This is a genomic window from Klebsiella sp. CN_Kp088, assembly GCF_040064335.1.
Taxonomy (GTDB): domain Bacteria; phylum Pseudomonadota; class Gammaproteobacteria; order Enterobacterales; family Enterobacteriaceae; genus Klebsiella; species Klebsiella aerogenes.
This window is the reverse complement of record NZ_JBEAIQ010000029.1, coordinates 111,354-130,025: the sequence shown is the minus strand read 5'-3', so window position 1 is coordinate 130,025 and position 18,672 is coordinate 111,354. Positions and strand designations below refer to the sequence as shown.

The 18,672-nt window shown below is 56.6% G+C and carries 15 protein-coding genes; 7 read left to right on the top strand and 8 right to left on the bottom strand.

The window, feature by feature from the left end; translation table 11 throughout:
• Positions 1-171 precede the first annotated feature (171 nt).
• Together fklB and cycA are read left to right on the top strand one after the other, a co-directional pair.
• Positions 172-792, top strand: a complete 621-nt coding sequence (fklB, locus tag ABLV08_RS18950; protein WP_002886687.1) for an FKBP-type peptidyl-prolyl cis-trans isomerase — start codon at positions 172-174, stop codon at positions 790-792.
• Positions 793-1,099: 307 nt separating this feature from the next.
• Positions 1,100-2,503: a D-serine/D-alanine/glycine transporter gene (gene cycA, locus ABLV08_RS18945; protein ID WP_015368603.1), complete on the top strand. Its 1,404-nt coding sequence runs from the start codon at positions 1,100-1,102 to the stop codon at positions 2,501-2,503.
• 64 nt (positions 2,504-2,567) lie between these two features.
• On the opposite strand, the gene ytfE is transcribed toward cycA, so the two are convergent.
• From ytfE to ABLV08_RS18925, 4 genes are all read right to left on the bottom strand, one after another.
• Positions 2,568-3,233, bottom strand: coding sequence for an iron-sulfur cluster repair protein YtfE (ytfE, locus tag ABLV08_RS18940; protein ID WP_015704183.1), 666 nt, complete (start codon positions 3,231-3,233; stop codon positions 2,568-2,570).
• Between the two features lie 82 nt (positions 3,234-3,315).
• Positions 3,316-4,290 (bottom strand): DMT family transporter, encoded by a 975-nt coding sequence (locus tag ABLV08_RS18935; protein ID WP_032713612.1) that lies wholly within the window; start codon positions 4,288-4,290, stop codon positions 3,316-3,318.
• A 76-nt stretch (positions 4,291-4,366) separates the two neighbouring features.
• Entirely contained in the window at positions 4,367-5,191 is an 825-nt protein-coding gene (locus ABLV08_RS18930) for an AraC family transcriptional regulator (protein ID WP_015368600.1), read from the bottom strand.
• Positions 5,192-5,271: 80 nt separating this feature from the next.
• Positions 5,272-6,120 (bottom strand): SDR family oxidoreductase, encoded by an 849-nt coding sequence (locus ABLV08_RS18925; RefSeq protein WP_348856153.1) that lies wholly within the window; start codon positions 6,118-6,120, stop codon positions 5,272-5,274.
• 89 nt (positions 6,121-6,209) lie between these two features.
• Here ABLV08_RS18925 and ABLV08_RS18920 point away from each other — a divergent pair, with 89 nt between their 5' ends.
• Positions 6,210-6,581 (top strand): helix-turn-helix domain-containing protein, encoded by a 372-nt coding sequence (locus ABLV08_RS18920; RefSeq protein WP_015704186.1) that lies wholly within the window; start codon positions 6,210-6,212, stop codon positions 6,579-6,581.
• Between the two features lie 194 nt (positions 6,582-6,775).
• On the opposite strand, the gene cpdB is transcribed toward ABLV08_RS18920, so the two are convergent.
• The gene (cpdB, locus tag ABLV08_RS18915) at positions 6,776-8,719 is read right to left on the bottom strand and encodes a 2',3'-cyclic-nucleotide 2'-phosphodiesterase (protein WP_015704188.1); all 1,944 of its coding nucleotides are present in this window, start codon (positions 8,717-8,719) and stop codon (positions 6,776-6,778) included.
• 191 nt (positions 8,720-8,910) lie between these two features.
• On the opposite strand from cpdB, the gene cysQ reads away from it, so the two are divergent.
• Entirely contained in the window at positions 8,911-9,654 is a 744-nt protein-coding gene (gene cysQ, locus ABLV08_RS18910) for a 3'(2'),5'-bisphosphate nucleotidase CysQ (protein ID WP_015704189.1), read from the top strand.
• Here the strand turns inward: cysQ and ABLV08_RS18905 are convergent.
• Positions 9,644-10,201: a YtfJ family protein gene (locus ABLV08_RS18905; protein ID WP_032709693.1), complete on the bottom strand. Its 558-nt coding sequence runs from the start codon at positions 10,199-10,201 to the stop codon at positions 9,644-9,646. The genes cysQ and ABLV08_RS18905 overlap by 11 nt on opposite strands.
• Positions 10,202-10,520: 319 nt before the next feature.
• Here ABLV08_RS18905 and ABLV08_RS18900 point away from each other — a divergent pair, with 319 nt between their 5' ends.
• On the top strand, positions 10,521-10,727 hold the full coding sequence (locus tag ABLV08_RS18900) for a DUF1107 domain-containing protein (RefSeq protein ID WP_015368594.1): 207 nt from the start codon (positions 10,521-10,523) through the stop codon (positions 10,725-10,727).
• A gap of 63 nt (positions 10,728-10,790) precedes the next feature.
• Here ABLV08_RS18900 and ABLV08_RS18895 read toward each other — a convergent pair whose 3' ends face one another.
• Positions 10,791-12,143, bottom strand: coding sequence for a hemolysin family protein (locus tag ABLV08_RS18895; protein WP_015368593.1), 1,353 nt, complete (start codon positions 12,141-12,143; stop codon positions 10,791-10,793).
• A gap of 181 nt (positions 12,144-12,324) precedes the next feature.
• A complete protein-coding gene (gene msrA, locus ABLV08_RS18890) occupies positions 12,325-12,963 on the bottom strand; it encodes a peptide-methionine (S)-S-oxide reductase MsrA (protein ID WP_015368592.1) in 639 nt (212 codons plus the stop codon).
• A 202-nt stretch (positions 12,964-13,165) separates the two neighbouring features.
• Here msrA and tamA point away from each other — a divergent pair, with 202 nt between their 5' ends.
• Both tamA and tamB read left to right on the top strand, forming a co-directional pair.
• Entirely contained in the window at positions 13,166-14,899 is a 1,734-nt protein-coding gene (gene tamA, locus ABLV08_RS18885; protein WP_348856152.1) for an autotransporter assembly complex protein TamA, read from the top strand.
• The gene (gene tamB, locus ABLV08_RS18880; RefSeq protein ID WP_032715481.1) at positions 14,896-18,672 is read left to right on the top strand and encodes an autotransporter assembly complex protein TamB; all 3,777 of its coding nucleotides are present in this window, start codon (positions 14,896-14,898) and stop codon (positions 18,670-18,672) included. The genes tamA and tamB overlap by 4 nt, the downstream gene beginning before the upstream one ends.

Sequence of the window (18,672 nt, the reverse complement as noted above, 5' to 3'; positions counted from 1 at the left end):
GAGTATAGACGGCTAACGTCCTGAAGGTAGAGGTTAACCTGATATCGCCTATTGTTTCTGTTTCGCTGAGATTTGTCATCATCCGCCGACAAAGTTTTACCCATTCCTCTATGGCTGTTATGCTTTCGAACGCTTTTCTCAAGATGTTTATCACCCAAAAAAGGAACAAAGATGGCAACCCCGACTTTTGACACTATCGAAGCGCAGGCAAGTTACGGTATCGGCTTGCAGGTTGGACAACAACTGAGCGAATCCGGCCTGCAGGGGCTGCTGCCGGAAGCGCTGGTTGCCGGCATTGCCGATGCGCTGGAAGGCAATCAGCCGCAGGTGCCGGTTGAAGCCGTACACCGCGCGCTGCGTGAAATCCATGAACGCGCTGACGCCGTGCGTCGCGAGCGCTTCCAGGCGATGGCCGCCGATGGCCAGAAATACCTCGATGAAAACCGTGAAAAAGAAGGCGTGAACAGCACTGAATCCGGTCTGCAGTTCCGCGTACTGACGCAGGGCGAAGGCCCGATCCCGGCGCGCACCGACCGCGTACGCGTTCACTACACCGGTAAGCTTATCGACGGTACCGTGTTCGATAGCTCCGTAGCCCGCGGCGAACCGGCTGAATTCCCGGTGACCGGCGTGATCGGCGGCTGGATCGAAGCGCTGACCCTGATGCCGGTAGGTTCCAAATGGGAACTGACTATTCCGCACAACCTTGCTTACGGCGAGCGCGGCGCGGGTGCTTCTATCCCGCCATTCAGCACCCTCATCTTTGAAGTTGAGCTGCTGGACATTATTTAAGCACCAGGGGCTTCCTCTCCTGTCAGGGGGAGGGAGCCAATAAAAACAGTGTAAAATCCTTAAGTTATAAATTTATTGGAATTTTGTATTGCATATAAGTTCGTTGAGTGTATTTTTGTGAGCTGTTTCGCGTTACATTGGTGATATAACACTCACTTTAAACATAAAATTAACATTATATCTAAATCATAGTATTCATCCCTCCGATTCTTACCTAATATCGATAAACCCTCTTGCCAGGGTTGCGACAAATGACAGGCCAACAGAGCCTGAACAACACAGACAGGTACAACAGGAAGAAAATCACATGGTAGATCAGGTCAAAGTCGTTGCCGACGAGCAGGAGACGACTGAACAATCGCTACGGCGAAATCTCACTAACCGGCATATTCAGCTTATTGCTATCGGCGGGGCGATCGGCACCGGGCTGTTTATGGGGTCTGGCAAGACCATCAGTCTCGCCGGGCCATCCATTATTTTTGTTTATATGATCATCGGTTTTATGCTGTTTTTCGTCATGCGTGCCATGGGCGAATTACTGCTGTCGAACCTCGAATATAAATCATTCAGTGATTTCGCTTCCGACCTGTTAGGGCCGTGGGCGGGGTATTTTACCGGCTGGACCTACTGGTTCTGTTGGGTGGTCACCGGGATGGCGGACGTTGTCGCTATCACAGCCTACGCGCAGTTCTGGTTCCCCGGGCTTTCTGACTGGGTCGCTTCGCTGGCGGTTATCCTGCTGCTGCTGGGTCTGAACCTCGCTACCGTGAAGATGTTTGGCGAAATGGAGTTCTGGTTCGCGATGATCAAAATCGTCGCCATCGTGGCGCTGATCGTGGTCGGCCTGGTGATGGTGATGATGCACTTTAAATCGCCGACCGGCGTTGAAGCTTCATTCGCGCATCTGTGGAATGACGGCGGCTGGTTCCCGAAAGGCCTCAGCGGTTTCTTTGCCGGCTTCCAGATAGCGGTATTCGCCTTCGTGGGGATTGAGCTGGTGGGTACTACCGCGGCGGAAACCAAAGACCCGGAAAAATCACTGCCGCGGGCGATTAACTCCATCCCGCTGCGTATCATTATGTTCTACGTCTTCGCGCTGATTGTGATTATGTCGGTGACGCCGTGGAGCTCCGTCGTGCCGAGCAAGAGCCCGTTCGTTGAGCTGTTTGTTCTGGTCGGCCTGCCGGCTGCCGCCAGCCTGATCAACTTCGTGGTACTGACTTCCGCCGCCTCTTCCGCTAACAGCGGAGTGTTCTCCACCAGCCGTATGCTGTTCGGTCTGGCGCAGGAAGGCCAGGCGCCGAAAATGTTCGCCAAGCTGTCTAAACGCGCGGTGCCGGCGAAGGGCTTAACCTTCTCCTGCATGTGCCTGCTGGGCGGCGTGGTGATGCTGATGGTCAACCCGAGCGTGATTGCCGCGTTCACCATGATCACCACGGTGTCGGCGATTCTGTTCATGTTCGTCTGGACCATTATCCTCTGCTCTTACCTGGTCTATCGTAAAAAGCGTCCGCAGCTGCACGAGAAGTCCATCTATAAGATGCCGCTGGGTAAAGTGATGTGCTGGGTGTGCATGGCCTTCTTCGTCTTCGTACTGGTGCTGTTGACGCTGGAAGATGATACTCGCGAAGCGCTGATGGTTACCCCGCTGTGGTTTGTTCTGCTGGGCGCGGGCTGGCTGTTTGCCGGTAAAAAACGTCTGGCGAAATAAAAAAGGCCACCCGGAGTGGCCAATAAACTGACAATGTCGAGAGGGCGCCTGCGGGCGCCTTTTTTTATGGTTTTCCGGCGAGGGCACGCGGGAACAGCACGTTATTTTCCAGACTGATGTGCTCCATCAGGTCGTCAATCATCTCGTTAATGCCGTTGTACATCGCTTTCCAGGTGGTGCAGGCTTCCGGCGGCGGTGTCACGTTATGGGTGATGTGCTTGATGACTTCCAACAGTTCGCCCGCTTCGTCGTGCTCGCTTTCCATCACGCTGATAGGACCACCGGCCTGGGTTCCCATCCCCTGCTTGATCATCGGGAACAGGATCTGCTCCTCTTTCATCATGTGGCTGGAGAGTTCCTGGTGCAGCATGGTCAGATATTTGGTTAGTCCTTTTGGCACGTTCGGCTTATCGGCGTGGACGCGTTCAACCTTGGTTGCCTGCAGAATCAGTTCCGGCAGCTGTTCGCGGTGACGATCATGATAGCGAACGATGATGTGGTCGATGATGTCGGTGAACGGCGCGGCGCGCCAGTCGCGCTCGATCGGCTGCTCGGCCAGTTTTGTCAGCTCGGCTTCAATCGCCGCGACGTCCAGTGCTTTGCGCGCCGCCGCGCGATCCAGGGTTTGTTTGCCGCCGCAGCAGTAATCCATATCGTATTTACGGAACAGCGCGGAGGCGCGCGGGATGCTCAGCGCCAGCTCGCCTAAAGGTTGGTCACGGAAAGCCATAGCAATTACCTCGTCATCAAGAATATAAGATGCATATTAAATGCATCTTTAATCCATGGGAATACCCCTTTAGGATACCAGGCTATTTTTTAGGCTCGACGCGCAGTTCCTGCAGAACCGGTTTTTCCGGGCGGGCGCGAACCGCCGACACCACGCCGAGCACCAGCAGCAGGATCCCGCTCAGCGTCAGCAGCGGCGGCAGGCTCTGGCGTAGCAGGAAGGTGTACAGCAGACCAGCCAGCGTCTCGAAGACAATCAGCGGCCCGAGGATCACCGTCGGCAGACGCTGGCTGGCGACGTTCCAGCACAGCGCGCCCACCCACGAGCAGAGTACGGCAATCGCCAGCATCAGCGCGATGAATACAGCCGGGCGCGGGCCGAAGGGGAGCGGAAAGTTGAGGTGTTGGCCCTGCAGCCACCAGCAGGCGGCGATGTAACCGACCAGCGAGAGCGGCAGGGTGACCAACGCCTGCGCGGTGGCCCACATCATCGGCGGCTTATCCGGGTTTTCACGCAACCAGCGGGCGTTGCGCAGGGCATACCACGCCCAGCAGACGACGGCGATCAGCGCGAGAACAATGCCCGAACCATAGCGCCACGGGCTGAAATCAGGAAGCCCGTGCTGCAGCTCCGCCACGTTGACGCACACCAGCCCCAGCGCAATACAGATTAGCGCCGGAAATAGCCGCCGCCACGGCAGCTTGCCATCGCGCTGGCTATACAGCAGGTTGGCGCACACCGGCAGTACTACCGGCAGGGTGCCGATAATCATTGTCGATACCGGCGCGCCGGTGCGCTGAATGGCGCTGGCCAGACAGAAGTAATAGATCAGGTTTCCCATCATGGTCAGCGCCAGCGCGGTCCACCAGTCCTTGCCGTTCAGTTGGCGTAGACGCGCGCGGCCGAGCCACGCCAGCGGCAGGGCGATAAGTCCCAGCGCCAGATAGCGCCCCATCGACTGCAGCACCGCCGGATATTCCGGCACCAGCAAGGGGCCGACGAAAATCAGCCCCCACATTAACCCCGCCAGCAGGGCATACAACACGCCGCTAATCATGATGACATCCATCTTCAGTTTGCTTGCGCCAAGTGTAGGAGGGTACGAGGGAAAGAATATTGTATGAGATTGCGCTTTAGCGCCCGGCGACCTGCTTTTGGTAACGCACCGGTGTGATGCCGTAGCGACGGGTGAAGGCGCGGGTTAAATGTGACTGGTCGGTTAACCCGGCGGCGATGGCCACTTCGGCGGCAGGCATGCCGTGGGTCAGAAACGCCTTGGCGCGCCACAGGCGAATCGCCATCAGCATCTGGTGCGGGGTAACATGAAAGTGGGCTTTAAACTGGCGCTGGAAGTGATAGGGGCTGAGCGCTGCCACCTGCGCCAGTTCATCAAGGCTGACGGCGCGCATATAGTTATCGTGCAGGTAGTCGCGTACCCGATCGAAGCGGTGCGCCGCTTCCGGCGCCATTGGCGCATGGTGGGCCAGCGGGCGGAAGGTATCAACCAGGTCGAGCAGTATCCCTTGCTGCGCCAGCGGATCGTCAGCGTGCCACAGGCCGTAAATCAGTTGGCCGATTTGCCGGGCACGCTGCGGCTCCTGGCGCACAACCTCACTGAACCACCAGTGGCGAACGCCGGTGAAGGCTTCCAGCCGATCCGGCTCCAGATAAATCATCCGGTAGCGCCAGCCTTCGGCGGTTTCCGCCTCGCCGGTATGGAGCTCATCCGGATTCATGGTGACGATGGAATTGGCTGAAGCGACGTGCTGGCTGCCACGATAGCGAAAGCGTTCGGCGCCTTGTTCAATCACGCCGATGCCGAAGGCTTCGTGGGTATGCGGTTCAAAGGCATAACGGGAAATATGGGCGTGATAGAGCTCAACGCCGGGAAGTTGTTCGAGATGGCGAAAGCGCGCGCGGTCTTTTTCATCGCTAAATTGTGGTGGTACGCCCTGCATGCCGTGTCTCCCGACGATTCATCCCTTCAATATTAGAGATGAAGCGCCGGGACGCAACCGCAAAAACTGACAGGGAGCGGTTAAATGATGCCTTTTACGCTATCGGCAAGCGACGTGGTCGGGCGGCCAATCAGTTTGCTCAGAGTGCGGCTGTCGTCAAACAGTCCGCCTTTCGACGCGCCGGTATCGGAATCCGCCAGCATATCGGCAAGCCCGGACGGCAGGCCGACGTTTTTCAGCGCGGCGGCGAAATCGGCTTCGCTGAGGTTTTGATAAACCACATTTTTCCCGCTTTGCTTGCTCAGCTCGGCAGCCAGTTCGCTCAGGGTCCAGGCGTTGTCCCCCGCCAGTTCGTAAACTTTCCCGGCATGACCCTCACCGGCAATAACGTGAGCGGCGGCGGCGGCATAATCGGCACGGGTGGCGGAGGCGATTTTACCCTCCCCGGCGGCGCCGATAAACACGCCGTGTTCCAGCGCCGGCGGCGCGCTGGCCAGATAGTTTTCGGTATACCAGCCGTTACGCAGCAGCGCGTAAGGAATACCGGAATCAGCCAGCATTTGTTCGGTTTCGATATGTTCACCGGCCAGGCCCAGCGGTGAGGTATCGGCATGCAACAGGCTGGTATAGGCGATAAATTTCACCCCAGCGGCTTTGGCAGCGTTAATGACGTTACGGTGCTGGACGGCGCGCTGGCCGACTTCGCTGGAGGAGATTAATAGCAGTTTATCAACCCCTTGCAACGCGGCGGTAAGGGCGGCTTCATCGCCGTACTCGGCCTGCCGCACAGTGACGCCCTGCTGTCTGAGCGCTTGCGCTTTCGCCGGGTTGCGGACAATCGCCACAATCTGGCTGGCGGGGACGGTTTTTAACAGATCATGCAGTACGTGCTGGCCAAGCTGGCCGGTGGCGCCGGTAATCGCGATCATAGGTCTTCTCCTTCGTGTTCATTGGCAGTTGTGGTAAGCTAACACCTTAACTAACTTTTAGTAAGTACGTACAAAAAGGTAAGTATAAAATGGCCGAACCGACGCTGAGCGACAAACTGCGCAACGGGAATCTGTTTGCTGAACAGTGCCCGTCGCGTGATGTGCTAAAACACGTGACCAGCCGCTGGGGCGTGTTGATTCTGGTGGCGCTACGCGAGGGGACCCACCGCTTTAGCGATCTGCGGCGCAAAATGGGCGGCGTCAGCGAAAAGATGCTGGCGCAGTCCTTACAGGCGCTGGAACAGGATGGCTTTATCGACCGCGTCTCTTATCCGGTGGTGCCGCCGCATGTTGAATATAGCCTGACGCCGCTCGGCCTGCAGGTGAGCGAGAAGGTGGCGGCGCTGGCGGACTGGATCGAGCTGAATCTCCCCGCGGTGCTGGCTAACCACGGGGAGTGAAAATGTATCACTCCCTGTAACCCCGGATAGCGGCTGGCGCCTTATCCGGGCTACCGGCCAGCTTCGCTTTGTAGCCCCGGTAAGCGCAGCGCCACCGGGGAGATGTACCCGGATAGCGGCTGGCGCCTTATCCGGGCTACCGGCCAGCTCCGCTTTGTAGCCCCGGTAAGCGCAGCGCCACCGGGGAACAGGCATTACTGACTCAAATCCAGCTGATAAATAGCGAAACCGATATCATCGGTCGCCACCTGCCGCATCGGATACTGTGCTTTCTCTTTGATAAACGCCGCGGCTTTGTCGCCAGGCGAGGTCTCAAAGCGAATATCCAACGGCGTTTTGCTGTGGATCGGCGCCAGTCGCCAGTTGTTATCCGCCGCCGGATGGATCGCGCCATCTTTCTTCGACTGTGCGCCAATCCACGCCGCCAGCACCGAACGGTTTTCGTCCGGGGAGGCAAAAGCGATATGGCTGTCGCCGGTACCGGCGAATTTGCCGCCGTAGGCGCGATAGTTATTGGTGGCGACGAGGAAGGTGGCCTGCGGATCGATAGGCTTACCGTTAAAGGTCAGGTCTTTGATGCGTTCTGACTGCGGGTGAATCATCTGGCACTCGCCGTCGTAGCGCGCCGGTTGGCTGACGTCGATCTGGTAATTGACGCCGTCAATCACGTCGAAGTTATAGGTGCGGAACCCGTCCCAGTTAATCAGCGACTGTGGTTTGCTGCTGGCGGGGTCAATCTGGTTAAACTGCCCGGCGGAGCATTCGAGCCACTCCTTGACCTCTTTACCGCTTACCTTCATCACCACCAGCGTGTTCGGGTAGAGATAGAGGTCGGCGGCGTTACGGAAGGTGAGCTGGCCTTTTTCCACTTCGACAAAGCTTGCCGGATCGTTTTTACGCCCACCGACTTTGAACGGCGCGGCGGCGGAAAGCACCGGCAGCTTCGCCAGATCCGGATCGCCCTGGATGTAGTGTTCGACATAGGCCTTTTGCGCCATGTTGACCACCTGCACCGTCGGGTCGTCCTGTACCAGCGCCAGGTAGCTATACATGTTGTCGGCGGACTTGCCGATAGGCTTGCTGACGAATTCGCGAGTGGCGTCGTGATCGGCTTTCAGCACCGCCACCATTTTACTATCTTCCGCCGCCAGCGATTTTTTCGCTACCGCGTCGTAAATAGGTCGCGCTTCGGCTTTAGCCTGCGTCACTTGCCATTTACCGCTGTCGTTATTCAGCACCAAATCGACCACCCCGAGATGATCGCCCCACATTCCCGGCATCACCGCCGGAATACCATTCAGCGTACCTTTGGCGATATCCGCGCCTTTAATGGTGGCGAAGTCTTTACCGGGGAACACCGCGTGAGCGTGGCCGAACATAATGGCGTCAACGCCGGGTACCTGGCTTAAGTAGTAGACCGAGTTTTCCGCCATTGCCTGATAGGGGTCGGCGGAGAGGCCGGAATGCGCAACCACGACTACCACATCAGCGCCTTTCGCGCGCATCTCCGGTACATACTTACGCGCGGTTTCAGTGATGTCGTTGACCTTCACCTTGCCGCTGAGGTTAGCTTTATCCCATGTCATGATCTGCGGCGGCACAAAACCGATATAGCCGATGCGCAGGGTATGGGGTTGACCATCGCTATCCTGAACCTCGGTATCCTGAATCAGGTAGGGCGTAAACATCGGTTTGCCGGTTTTGAGATCGATAATGTTGGCGTTAACGTAGGGGAATTTCGCCCCGGCCAGCGCCTTGTGCAGGAAGTCGAGACCGTAGTTGAATTCATGGTTTCCCAGATTGCCGACGGCGTAATTCAGGGTGTTCATCGCCTTATAAACCGGATGCACATCCCCCTCTTTAAGTCCTTTTGCCGCCATATAGTCGCCCAGTGGGCTACCCTGAATAACATCGCCGTTATCCACCAGCACGCTGTTTTTCGCTTCCGCGCGGGCTTTTTCAATCAGGCTGGCGGTTCTGACCAGGCCGAATTTTTCCGTCGCGGCATCTTTGTAGTAATCGAAATCCATCATATTGCTGTGCAGATCGGTGGTTTCCATGATCCGCAGGTCGACCGTCGCCGCGTTGACGCTGGCCGCCACCAGCGTGGCCAGCAGCGTTGCGCTAAACTTAATCATCAGAGGCGTCCTTTTTTATGAGCAATGGCACAAAAGAAAATGTATTTACATTCTGTTGCTTACAGAATTGTGAATTCTGCCAGAAAAGCGTGAATGGAAACCGCTAGTGTTATCACAGATAGCGGAACTGGTGATGATGCGATATAAATAAAACAACGAGTTAACGCCACTGTAACCAGAAGAGGTGGAGAATGTTAGAACAAGTATGTCAGCTTGCACGGACCGCGGGCGATGCCATCATGGATGTCTACGATGGGAACCAGCCGATGGATGTGAGCAGCAAAAAGGATGATTCTCCCGTTACCGCGGCGGATATCGCCGCGCATAAAGTCATTGTCAGCGGCCTGCAGGCGCTGGATGCAGCAATCCCGATCCTCTCCGAAGAGGATCCGCCGGCGTGGGAAGTGCGGCAGCACTGGCAGCGCTACTGGCTGGTCGATCCGCTGGACGGCACCAAGGAGTTTATCAAGCGCAACGGCGAATTCACCGTTAATATCGCGCTAATTGAAAACGGCAAACCGACGCTGGGCGTGGTGTACGCGCCGGTGATGAAAGTGATGTACAGTGCGCAAAATGGCAAGGCGTGGAAAGAAGAGTGCGGCGTGCGCAAGCAGATTCAGGTTCGCGATGCTCGCCCGCCGCTGGTGGTGATTAGCCGCTCCCATGGTAACGATCCGGAGCTGCAGGAGTATCTGGAGCAACTGGGCGAGCACCAGACCACCTCAATCGGTTCGTCTCTGAAATTCTGCCTGGTGGCGGAAGGCCAGGCGCAGCTCTATCCGCGCTTCGGGCCGACCAGCACCTGGGACACTGCCGCCGGTCATGCGGTCGCGGTAGCCGCCGGGGCGCACGTTCACGACTGGCAGGGTAAAACCCTCGACTACACGCCGCGTGAATCCTTCCTCAACCCCGGCTTCCGCGTCTCTATTTATTAAGCAGCTTATGCAGCAGGCCGACAACCTGCTGTACCTCTTGCTGGGTCAGCGCGCCGTCTTTTGCCCACTGAACGCGTCCGTCTTTGTCTAACACCACAATCGCCGAACTGCCTTCATCGAGCTGCCAGGCTTTGCGTGCGAGACCGTTGCTGTCGACGATAAACTGCGACCACGGATAGAGCTGTTTATTGCTCTCAATGCTGCTGCGCACGAACATCCCGGAACCGGGGATCGCGTCATCGGTATTGACGATGGTGGTGGTCTGGTAGCGGTCGTGCGGCAGGCCAGCCGCCTTAATCGCCTCAATCAGATTGGCATTTTTCTCTTTTGCCGAGGTGCGCCCGGCAATATGCTGGATGACGCGCACTTTTCCCGCCAGCTGCGAGCTATTCCAGTTTTTGTAGCTAAACTTATCGTTACTCAGTACCAGTTCTCCGCGGTCGGCGATGCCTACCGGCGCGACGCGTTGACCGTCGACAAAATTATGTGCCGAAGCCATTAACGGCAACAGGAGGGCGGAAACCGCCAGCAACTTACGTAGGGTCATGAGATATCCTTTTTTATATGCAGGTGATCCGACCACTTGGTCTTGTTTAATGATAAGTGCGAATTGTCGCCATTACCCGCAAGCGTGATGCCAGTTTGCGTGCCAACGCACACATTCAATAAAAAACGGAAACTTATACTAACAACTACGTATGCCTGAAACGAAAATTCTGAATTATTGTCATCAAAGGGTAAAAAAACTTCTACAGACTGGGTGACTTCGGAAATCTGGACTATAGTTTTAGGGCATTAAAATTTGCGCTCCCGATACGCGGGCTAACTGTGGCACCGCAGGAGCGTAACCCTGGCAGGAGACAACAATGAAAATTTTCCAACGCTACAATCCGCTGCAAGTGGCGAAGTACGTGAAGATCCTGTTTCGTGGACGGTTGTACATCAAGGACGTTGGCGCTTTTGAATTTGATAAGGGCAAAATCCTTATCCCGAAGGTTAAGGACAAGCTGCACTTCTCAGTGATGTCCGAGGTCAATCGTCAGGTTATGCGTCTGCAAACAGAGACCGCATAACGTGGTATGACGGCACGAAAAAAAACGGCTCCCGATGGGAGCCGTTGATGTTTTCAGGGCCGCTTACGCCGCACCTTTCTCTTTTTTCGCCGCTTCTTCGATATCAGGCAGTTTCGGTACCAGCACCGTTGGTTTGTTATCGATACGGGTGACCAGCAGCTGGTCGATACGGTAGTTATCGATATCCACCACTTCAAACTTGTAGCCGGAGAACTTCACCGCATCGGTGCGTTTCGGGATCTTGCGCAGCATAAACATCATAAAGCCGCCGATGGTCTCGTAATTATCGGACTGCGGGAACTCATCGATATCCAGCACGCGCATCACGTCGTCGATCGGCGTCCCGCCGTCAATCAGCCAGGAGTTCTCATCGCGGGCGACGATTTGCTCTTCCAGCCCTTGGCCGACCAGGTCGCCCATCAGGGTAGTCATGACGTCGTTGAGGGTGATAATCCCCACCACCAGCGCGTATTCGTTCATGATCACCGCGAAGTCTTCGCCGGCGGTTTTAAAGCTTTCCAGCGCTTCAGAGAGGGTCAGGGTATCCGGCACGATCAGCGTATTGCGGATCTGCACGCCGCCGGTTAACACCAGGCTCTGGTTTGCCAGCACGCGGTTCAGCAGGTCTTTTGAATCGACGTAACCGATGATGTGATCGATATCCTCGTTACATACCAGGAACTTGGAGTGCGGATGTTCCGCCACTTTATTCTTCAGGCTCTGCTCGTCTTCGTGCAGATCGAACCAAATCACGTTTTCACGCGGCGTCATCGAAGAGGGGACGGTACGGGATTCCAGCTCAAAGACGTTTTCAATTAATTCGTGTTCCTGTTTACGCAGTACCCCGGCCAGCGCGCCGGCTTCCACCACCGCGTAAATATCATCAGAGGTGATGTCGTCTTTACGCACCATTGGGATTTTAAACAGGCGGAAGATGTTGTTCGCCATGCCGTTAAACAGCCACACCAGCGGGCGGAAGACCAGTAAACAGAAGCGCATCGGGTTGATGATGCGCAAAGCCACGGCTTCTGGCGCAATCATACCGATGCGTTTCGGCGTCAGGTCAGCAAACAGGATGAACAGGCTGGTGACCAGGGTGAAGGAGAAAATAAAGCTCAGCTGCTCGGAAAGCTCCGGCGACATGTAGCGGCTCAGTACGCTGTGGAAAGCAGGCGAAAAGGCGGCATCGCCGACGATACCACCGAGAATGGCCACGGCGTTAAGGCCGATCTGCACGACGGTGAAGAAGGTGCCAGGGTTTTCCTGCATTTTGAGAACGCGCTGCGCGTTCACATTGCCTTCATCAGCCAGCAATTTGAGTTTGATTTTACGTGATGCGGCCAGTGAGATTTCAGAGATCGAAAAAAATGCACTGACGGCAATAAGGAAAAGTATTACTAAAATACTGTTTAACATATCTTTTCTGACCGTTGAGGCCAGATCCTCGGAAGGGAAGTGGATAACTCTTTTAATGTGGAATACATAAAAAACCGGTCCGAAGGCGCTGGACCGGCTATGACACAGCGTAGTATAGCGTAAATGTCTGTAAAGCCACCAGAGCGATAATTATTCTCGCCAGCGGCCTTACTCTTCAGGATTACGCCTGTGGGGGGAGGCAAACGCCAATCCCGCCGATACCGCAGTAGCCGTACGGATTTTTGTGCAGATACTGCTGATGATCGTCCTCGGCATAGTAGAACGGTTTCGCCGTGGCGATTTCGGTGGTGATCTCGCGGGTATCGTTGGCGTCGCGCATCGCTGCCTGGTAACGCAGCATGCTGGCCTGCGCCGCTTCAAGCTGCTCCGGCGTCAGTGGGTAGATAGCCGAACGGTATTGCGTGCCGTGGTCGTTACCCTGCTGCATCCCTTGCGCCGGATCGTGGTTCTCCCAGAAAACCTGCAGCAGTTGTTCATAGCTGATGACCTGCGGGTCATACACCACGCGCACCGCTTCCGCGTGCCCGGTGTCGCCGCTGCAGACTTCGCGATAGGTTGGATTTGGCGTGTAGCCGCCGGTATAGCCCGCCGCGGTGCTGTAGACCCCCGGCAATTGCCAGAACAGACGCTCGACGCCCCAGAAGCAGCCCATCGCGAACAGCGCGACCTCCATTCCTTCAGGAACATTGGTCATTGAGTGGCCGTTAACGGCGTGGAGCGTTGCTACCGGCATCGGCGTGTTGCGCCCCGGTAGTGCATCCGCCTGGGCGACAAGATGCGTTTTATCAAATAGACTCACGGTTGGCCTCGCAATTTGTGGTTAAGGTTGTAACGTCGCGTATCTTTTTAGACAATAAACACGCTCAATACGTCTAAATTTAAACATAAGAATTATTTGGGTTACCGTCACTTTTTCAACCCTTAGTTGTTAGGGTTTTGTTAAGCCGTGGAGCGGCACTTGCGTTTCCTTCGGGGGGAAACAAGGATATTCAGGAGAACACGTGCAACAAATCCGCCAGATATGCGTTACCAGCCTTTTGCTGGTCAGCGGGGTCGCCAGCGCAGCGAATGTGCGTTTGCAGGTTGAGGGGTTATCCGGGGAACTGGAAAAAAACGTCCGCGCCCAACTATCCACGATCCAGAGCGATGAGGTCACGCCGGACCGTCGCTTTCGCGCGCGCGTCGATGACGCCATCCGCGAGGGCCTGAAAGCGCTGGGTTATTATGAACCCACTATCGATTTCGATCTGCGTCCGCCGCCCAAAAAAGGGCGTCAGGTACTGATTGCCAAAGTAACTCCCGGCGAGCCGGTGCGCATTGGCGGTACCGAGGTTATCCTGCGCGGCGGCGCGCGCACCGACCACGATTATCTGGACCTGCTGAAAACGCGTCCGGCAATTGGCACGGTACTTAATCACAGCGATTATGACGGCTTCAAAAGCTCGCTCACCAAGGTGGCGCTGCGTAAAGGCTATTTCGATAGTGAGTTCAATAAAAGCCAGCTCGGCGTGTCGCTCGACCGTCATCAGGCTTTCTGGGATATAGATTACAACAGCGGCGAGCGCTACCGCTTTGGTCCGGTAAGTTTTACCGGTTCGCAGATCCGCGAAGAGTACCTGCAAAGCCTGGTGCCCTTTAAACAGGGTGATTATTACACCTCGCAGGATTTGGCGGAGCTGAACCGCCGCCTGGCCGCAACCGGCTGGTTTAACTCGGTGGTCGTCGCGCCGCAGTTTGATAAATCACGTAAAACCAAGGTGCTGCCTCTGCAGGGCGTCGTTTCGCCACGCAAAGAGAACACCGTGGAAACCGGGGTCGGTTATTCGACAGACGTTGGGCCGCGCGTGAAAGCAACATGGAAAAAGCCGTGGATGAACTCCTATGGCCACAGCCTGACCTCCAGCATCAGCCTATCCGCGCCGGAGCAACAGTTCGATTTCAGCTACAAAGTCCCGCTGTTAAAAAGCCCGCTTGAGCAGTATTACCTGATGCAGGGCGGTTTTAAGCGTACCGACCTTAACGATACCAAGGCCGACTCCACCACCCTGGCGCTGTCGCGCTATTGGGAGATGTCGAGTGGCTGGCAGCGCGCGATTAATCTGCGCTGGAGTCTGGACCACTTTACCCAGGCTAACGTCACCAATACCACCATGCTGCTTTATCCCGGCGTCTCGGTGAACCGGACCCGCTCCCGCGGCGGCCTGATGCCAACCTGGGGCGATTCCCAGCGCTATTCGGTGGACTACTCCAACACCATGTGGGGCTCGGACATTAACTTTATCGTCATGCAGGCGCAGGACGTGTGGATCCGCACCCTCTATGACCGCCACCGCTTCGTGGTGCGCGGCAACCTCGGCTGGATTGAAGCCGATGACTTCAGCAAAGTTCCGCCGGATCTGCGTTTCTTCGCCGGTGGCGACCGCAGCATTCGTGGTTATAAATACAAATCGATCTCGCCGAAAGACGACGACGGCAAGCTGATCGGTGCGTCAAAGCTGGCGACAGGCTCGCTGGAGTATCAATACAACGTCACCGGAAAATGGTGGGGGGCGATGTTTATTGACAGCGGCGAAGCGGTGAGCGACATCCGTAAAAGCGATTTTAAAACCGGCGCGGGCGTCGGCGTGCGCTGGCAATCGCCGGTCGGGCCGATCAAGCTGGATATCGCCAGACCTATCGGCGACAAAGAAGAACACGGTTTACAGTTTTATATCGGTCTGGGGCCTGAATTATGAGTTTATGGAAGAAGATAAGCCTCGGCGTATTACTCTTTTTAGTGTTGCTGATTGGCGCGGTCGGCTTTTTAGTCGGCACTACTACCGGTTTGCATCTGGTACTGAAAGCGGCGGACCGCTGGGTGCCGGGGCTGGAGATCGGCAAGGTTACCGGCGGCTGGCGTGACCTGACCTTACAGAACGTGCGCTTCGAACAGCCGGGCGTGGCGGTGACGGCCGGCCAGTTCCATCTCGGCGTCAAGCTGCGCTGCCTGTGGGATAGCAGCCTGTGCGTAAACGATATCTCGCTGCGTGATATCTACGTCGCTATCGATACCAAAAAGATGCCGCCTTCGGCGCCGGTAGAGGAAGAAGATTCCGGCCCGCTGAACCTCTCGACGCCATACCCCATTACCCTCAGCCGCGTGGCGCTGCATAACGTCAATGTCAAAATCGACGACACCGCCGTTTCGCTGCGCGATTTCTCCACCGGCCTGAACTGGCAGGAGAAAAACCTGACTCTGACGCCGACTTCGCTCCAGGGCTTGCTCATCGCCCTGCCGAAGGTGGCGAAAGTGGCGCAGGAGCAGGTGGTGGAGCCGAAAATTGACCATCCGAAACCGGAAGAGAAGCCGCTTGGCGAGACGATGAAAGATCTGTTCTCGCAGCCGGTGCTACCGGAGATGGTCGATGTGCATCTGCCGCTGAACCTTAATATTCAGGAGTTCCGCGGCGAACAGCTGCGCCTGACCGGCGACACCGATATGACCGTCTACAACCTGCTGCTGAAGGTGAGCAGCATCGACGGGCAGATGAAACTTGATGCGCTGGACGTCGATTCCGACCAGGGCAAGGTTACCGCTTCCGGCACCGCGCAACTGCAGGATAACTGGCCGGTCGACATCACCCTCGACAGCACGCTGAACATCGACCCGCTGAAAGGCGAGAAGGTAAAGCTGAAAGTTGGCGGCGAACTGCGTAAAAAACTGCAGGTCGGCGTTGATTTAGCCGGCTCGGTGGCCATGACCCTGCGCGCCGAAGCGCAGCTGGCGGAAGCCGGTCTGCCGCTGAATATGGAAGTGAAGAGTAAGCAGCTGTACTGGCCGTTTACCGGCGAGAAACAGTTCCAGGCGGATGATCTGCATCTGAAATTCAGCGGCAAAATGACCGACTACACCATGGCGTTTAGTACCGCGGTGAAAGGACAGTCGCTGCCGCCGGCTAAAATTACCCTTAATGCTAAAGGCAATGAACAGCAGGTGAACCTGGATAAGCTGACCGTAGCGGCGCTGGAGGGGAAAACCGAACTGAAAGCGTTGCTCGACTGGCAGCAGGCGATCAGCTGGCGCGGCGAATTGACCCTCGATGGCATTAATACCGCCAAAGAGGTGCCGGACTGGCCGTCGAAGCTGAACGGGATTATCAAAACCCAGGGTAGCCTGTATGGCAGCAGCTGGCAGATGGCGGTTCCCGAGCTGAAAATTACCGGCAACGTGAAACAGAATAAAGTGGATGTCCACGGTTCGCTGCAGGGTAACAGCTATATGCAGTGGAAAGTGCCGGGACTGCATCTGGCGCTTGGCCCAAACAGCGCCGATGTGAAAGGCGAGCTGGGGGTGAAAGACCTCAATCTCGACGCCACCATCGATGCGCCGCATCTCGATAACGCGTTGCCGGGGCTCGGCGGTACGGCGAAAGGTCTGCTGAAGGTGCGCGGCACCATCGATGCGCCGCAGCTGCTGGCGGATATCACCGCCCGCGCTTTACGCTGGCAGGAACTGACGGTAGCTCAGGTCAACGTCAAAGGCGACGTCAAATCCAGCGACCAGATTGGCGGTAATCTTGACGTACGCGTCGATCGTATCAGCCAGCCGGGCGTTAACATCAGCCTGGTGCAGCTGAATGCCAAAGGGACTGAGAAGCAGCACGATTTACAGCTGCGCGTACAGGGCGAGCCGGTGTCGGGCCAGTTGACGCTGGCGGGCAGCTTCGATCGTAAAGAGGAGCGCTGGAAGGGCACCCTGAGCAATACCCGTTTCCAGACGCCGGTAGGGCCGGTGGCGCTGACGCGCAACATTGCGCTGGATTACCGTAATCAAGAACAGAAAATCAGCATCGGGCCGCACTGCTGGAGCAACCCGAATGCCGAGCTGTGCGTACCGCAGACCATCGATGCCGGCGCCAGCGGGCGCGCGGTGGTCAATCTCAACCGTTTCGATCTGGCGATGCTGAAGCCGTTTATGCCGGAGGCGACCCAGGCAAGCGGCGTGTTTAGCGGTAACGCCGATGTGAGCTGGGACACCACCAAAGAGGGGCTGCCGCAGGGCAAAGTCACCCTCAGCGGGCGCAACGTCAAAGTCACCCAGACGGTCAACGACGCACCGCTGCCGGTGGCTTTCGATACGCTTAACCTCAGCGCCGACCTGCATAACAACCGGGCGCAGTTGGGCTGGCTGATACGCCTGACCAACAACGGCCAGCTTGATGGCCAGGTGGAAGTGACCGACCCGCAGGGGCGGCGTAACCTGGGCGGCAACGTCAACATTAGCAACTTCTCGCTGGCGATGATTAACCCGATCTTCGCTCGCGGCGAGAAAGCAGAAGGCAAGCTTAATGCCCGTCTGCGTCTGGGCGGCAACTTACAGAGCCCGCAACTGTTTGGTCAGATGCAGTTGAGCGGCGTTGATATCGACGGCAACTTTATGCCGTTTGATATGCAGCCGAGCCAGCTGGCGATGAACTTCAACGGAACGCGTTCGACCCTGCAGGGGACGGTGAATACCAAACAGGGGCAGATTGCGCTGAGCGGCAACGCCGACTGGACGCAAATCGACAACTGGCGCGCGCAGATTGCGGCGAAGGGTAGCCGGGTGCGCATTACCGTGCCGCCGATGGTCCGCCTGGATGTTTCTCCGGACGTGGTGTTTACCGCCACGCCAAGCCTGTTTAACCTCGATGGCCGCGTTGACGTACCTTGGGCGCGTATTGTGGTGAACGAGGTGCCGGAGAGTGCGGTGGGCGTCTCTTCTGATGAGGTGATGCTGGATAAAGATCTGAAGCCGATTAAGCCGCAGAGCGCCGGTATTCCGATCAACAGCAACCTGACGATTCACGTCGGCAACAACGTGCGTCTGGACGCTTTCGGCCTGAAAGCGCGTCTGACCGGCGATCTGAAAGTGGCGCAGGATAAGCAGGGGCTGGGGCTCAATGGCCAGATCAATATTCCGGAAGGTCGTTTCCACGCTTATGGTCAGGATCTGATCGTGCGTAAAGGCGAGCTGCTGTTCTCCGGGCCGCCGGATCAGCCGCTGCTCAATATCGAAGCGATTCGTAACCCGGAAGCCACCGAAGACGACGTGATCGCCGGCGTTCGCGTCACCGGTTCTGCCGATCAGCCGAAGGCCGAGATCTTCTCCGACCCGGCAATGTCGCAGCAGGAAGCGCTTTCTTATCTGTTACGCGGTCAGGGTTTAGGCAGCGAACAGAGCGATAGTGCGGCAATGACCTCAATGCTTATTGGAATGGGGGTTGCACAAAGTGGTCAGGTTGTGGGTAAAATCGGCGAGACGTTTGGCGTAAGCAATTTGGCGCTGGATACCCAGGGGGTAGGCGACTCCTCCCAGGTGGTAGTCAGCGGCTATGTGCTGCCAGGTCTTCAGGTAAAATACGGCGTCGGCATCTTCGACTCTTTGGCGACGCTTACCCTGCGTTATCGCCTGATGCCTAAGCTATATATGGAAGCGGTGTCTGGCGTAGACCAGGCTCTCGATTTGCTCTATCAGTTTGAGTTTTAG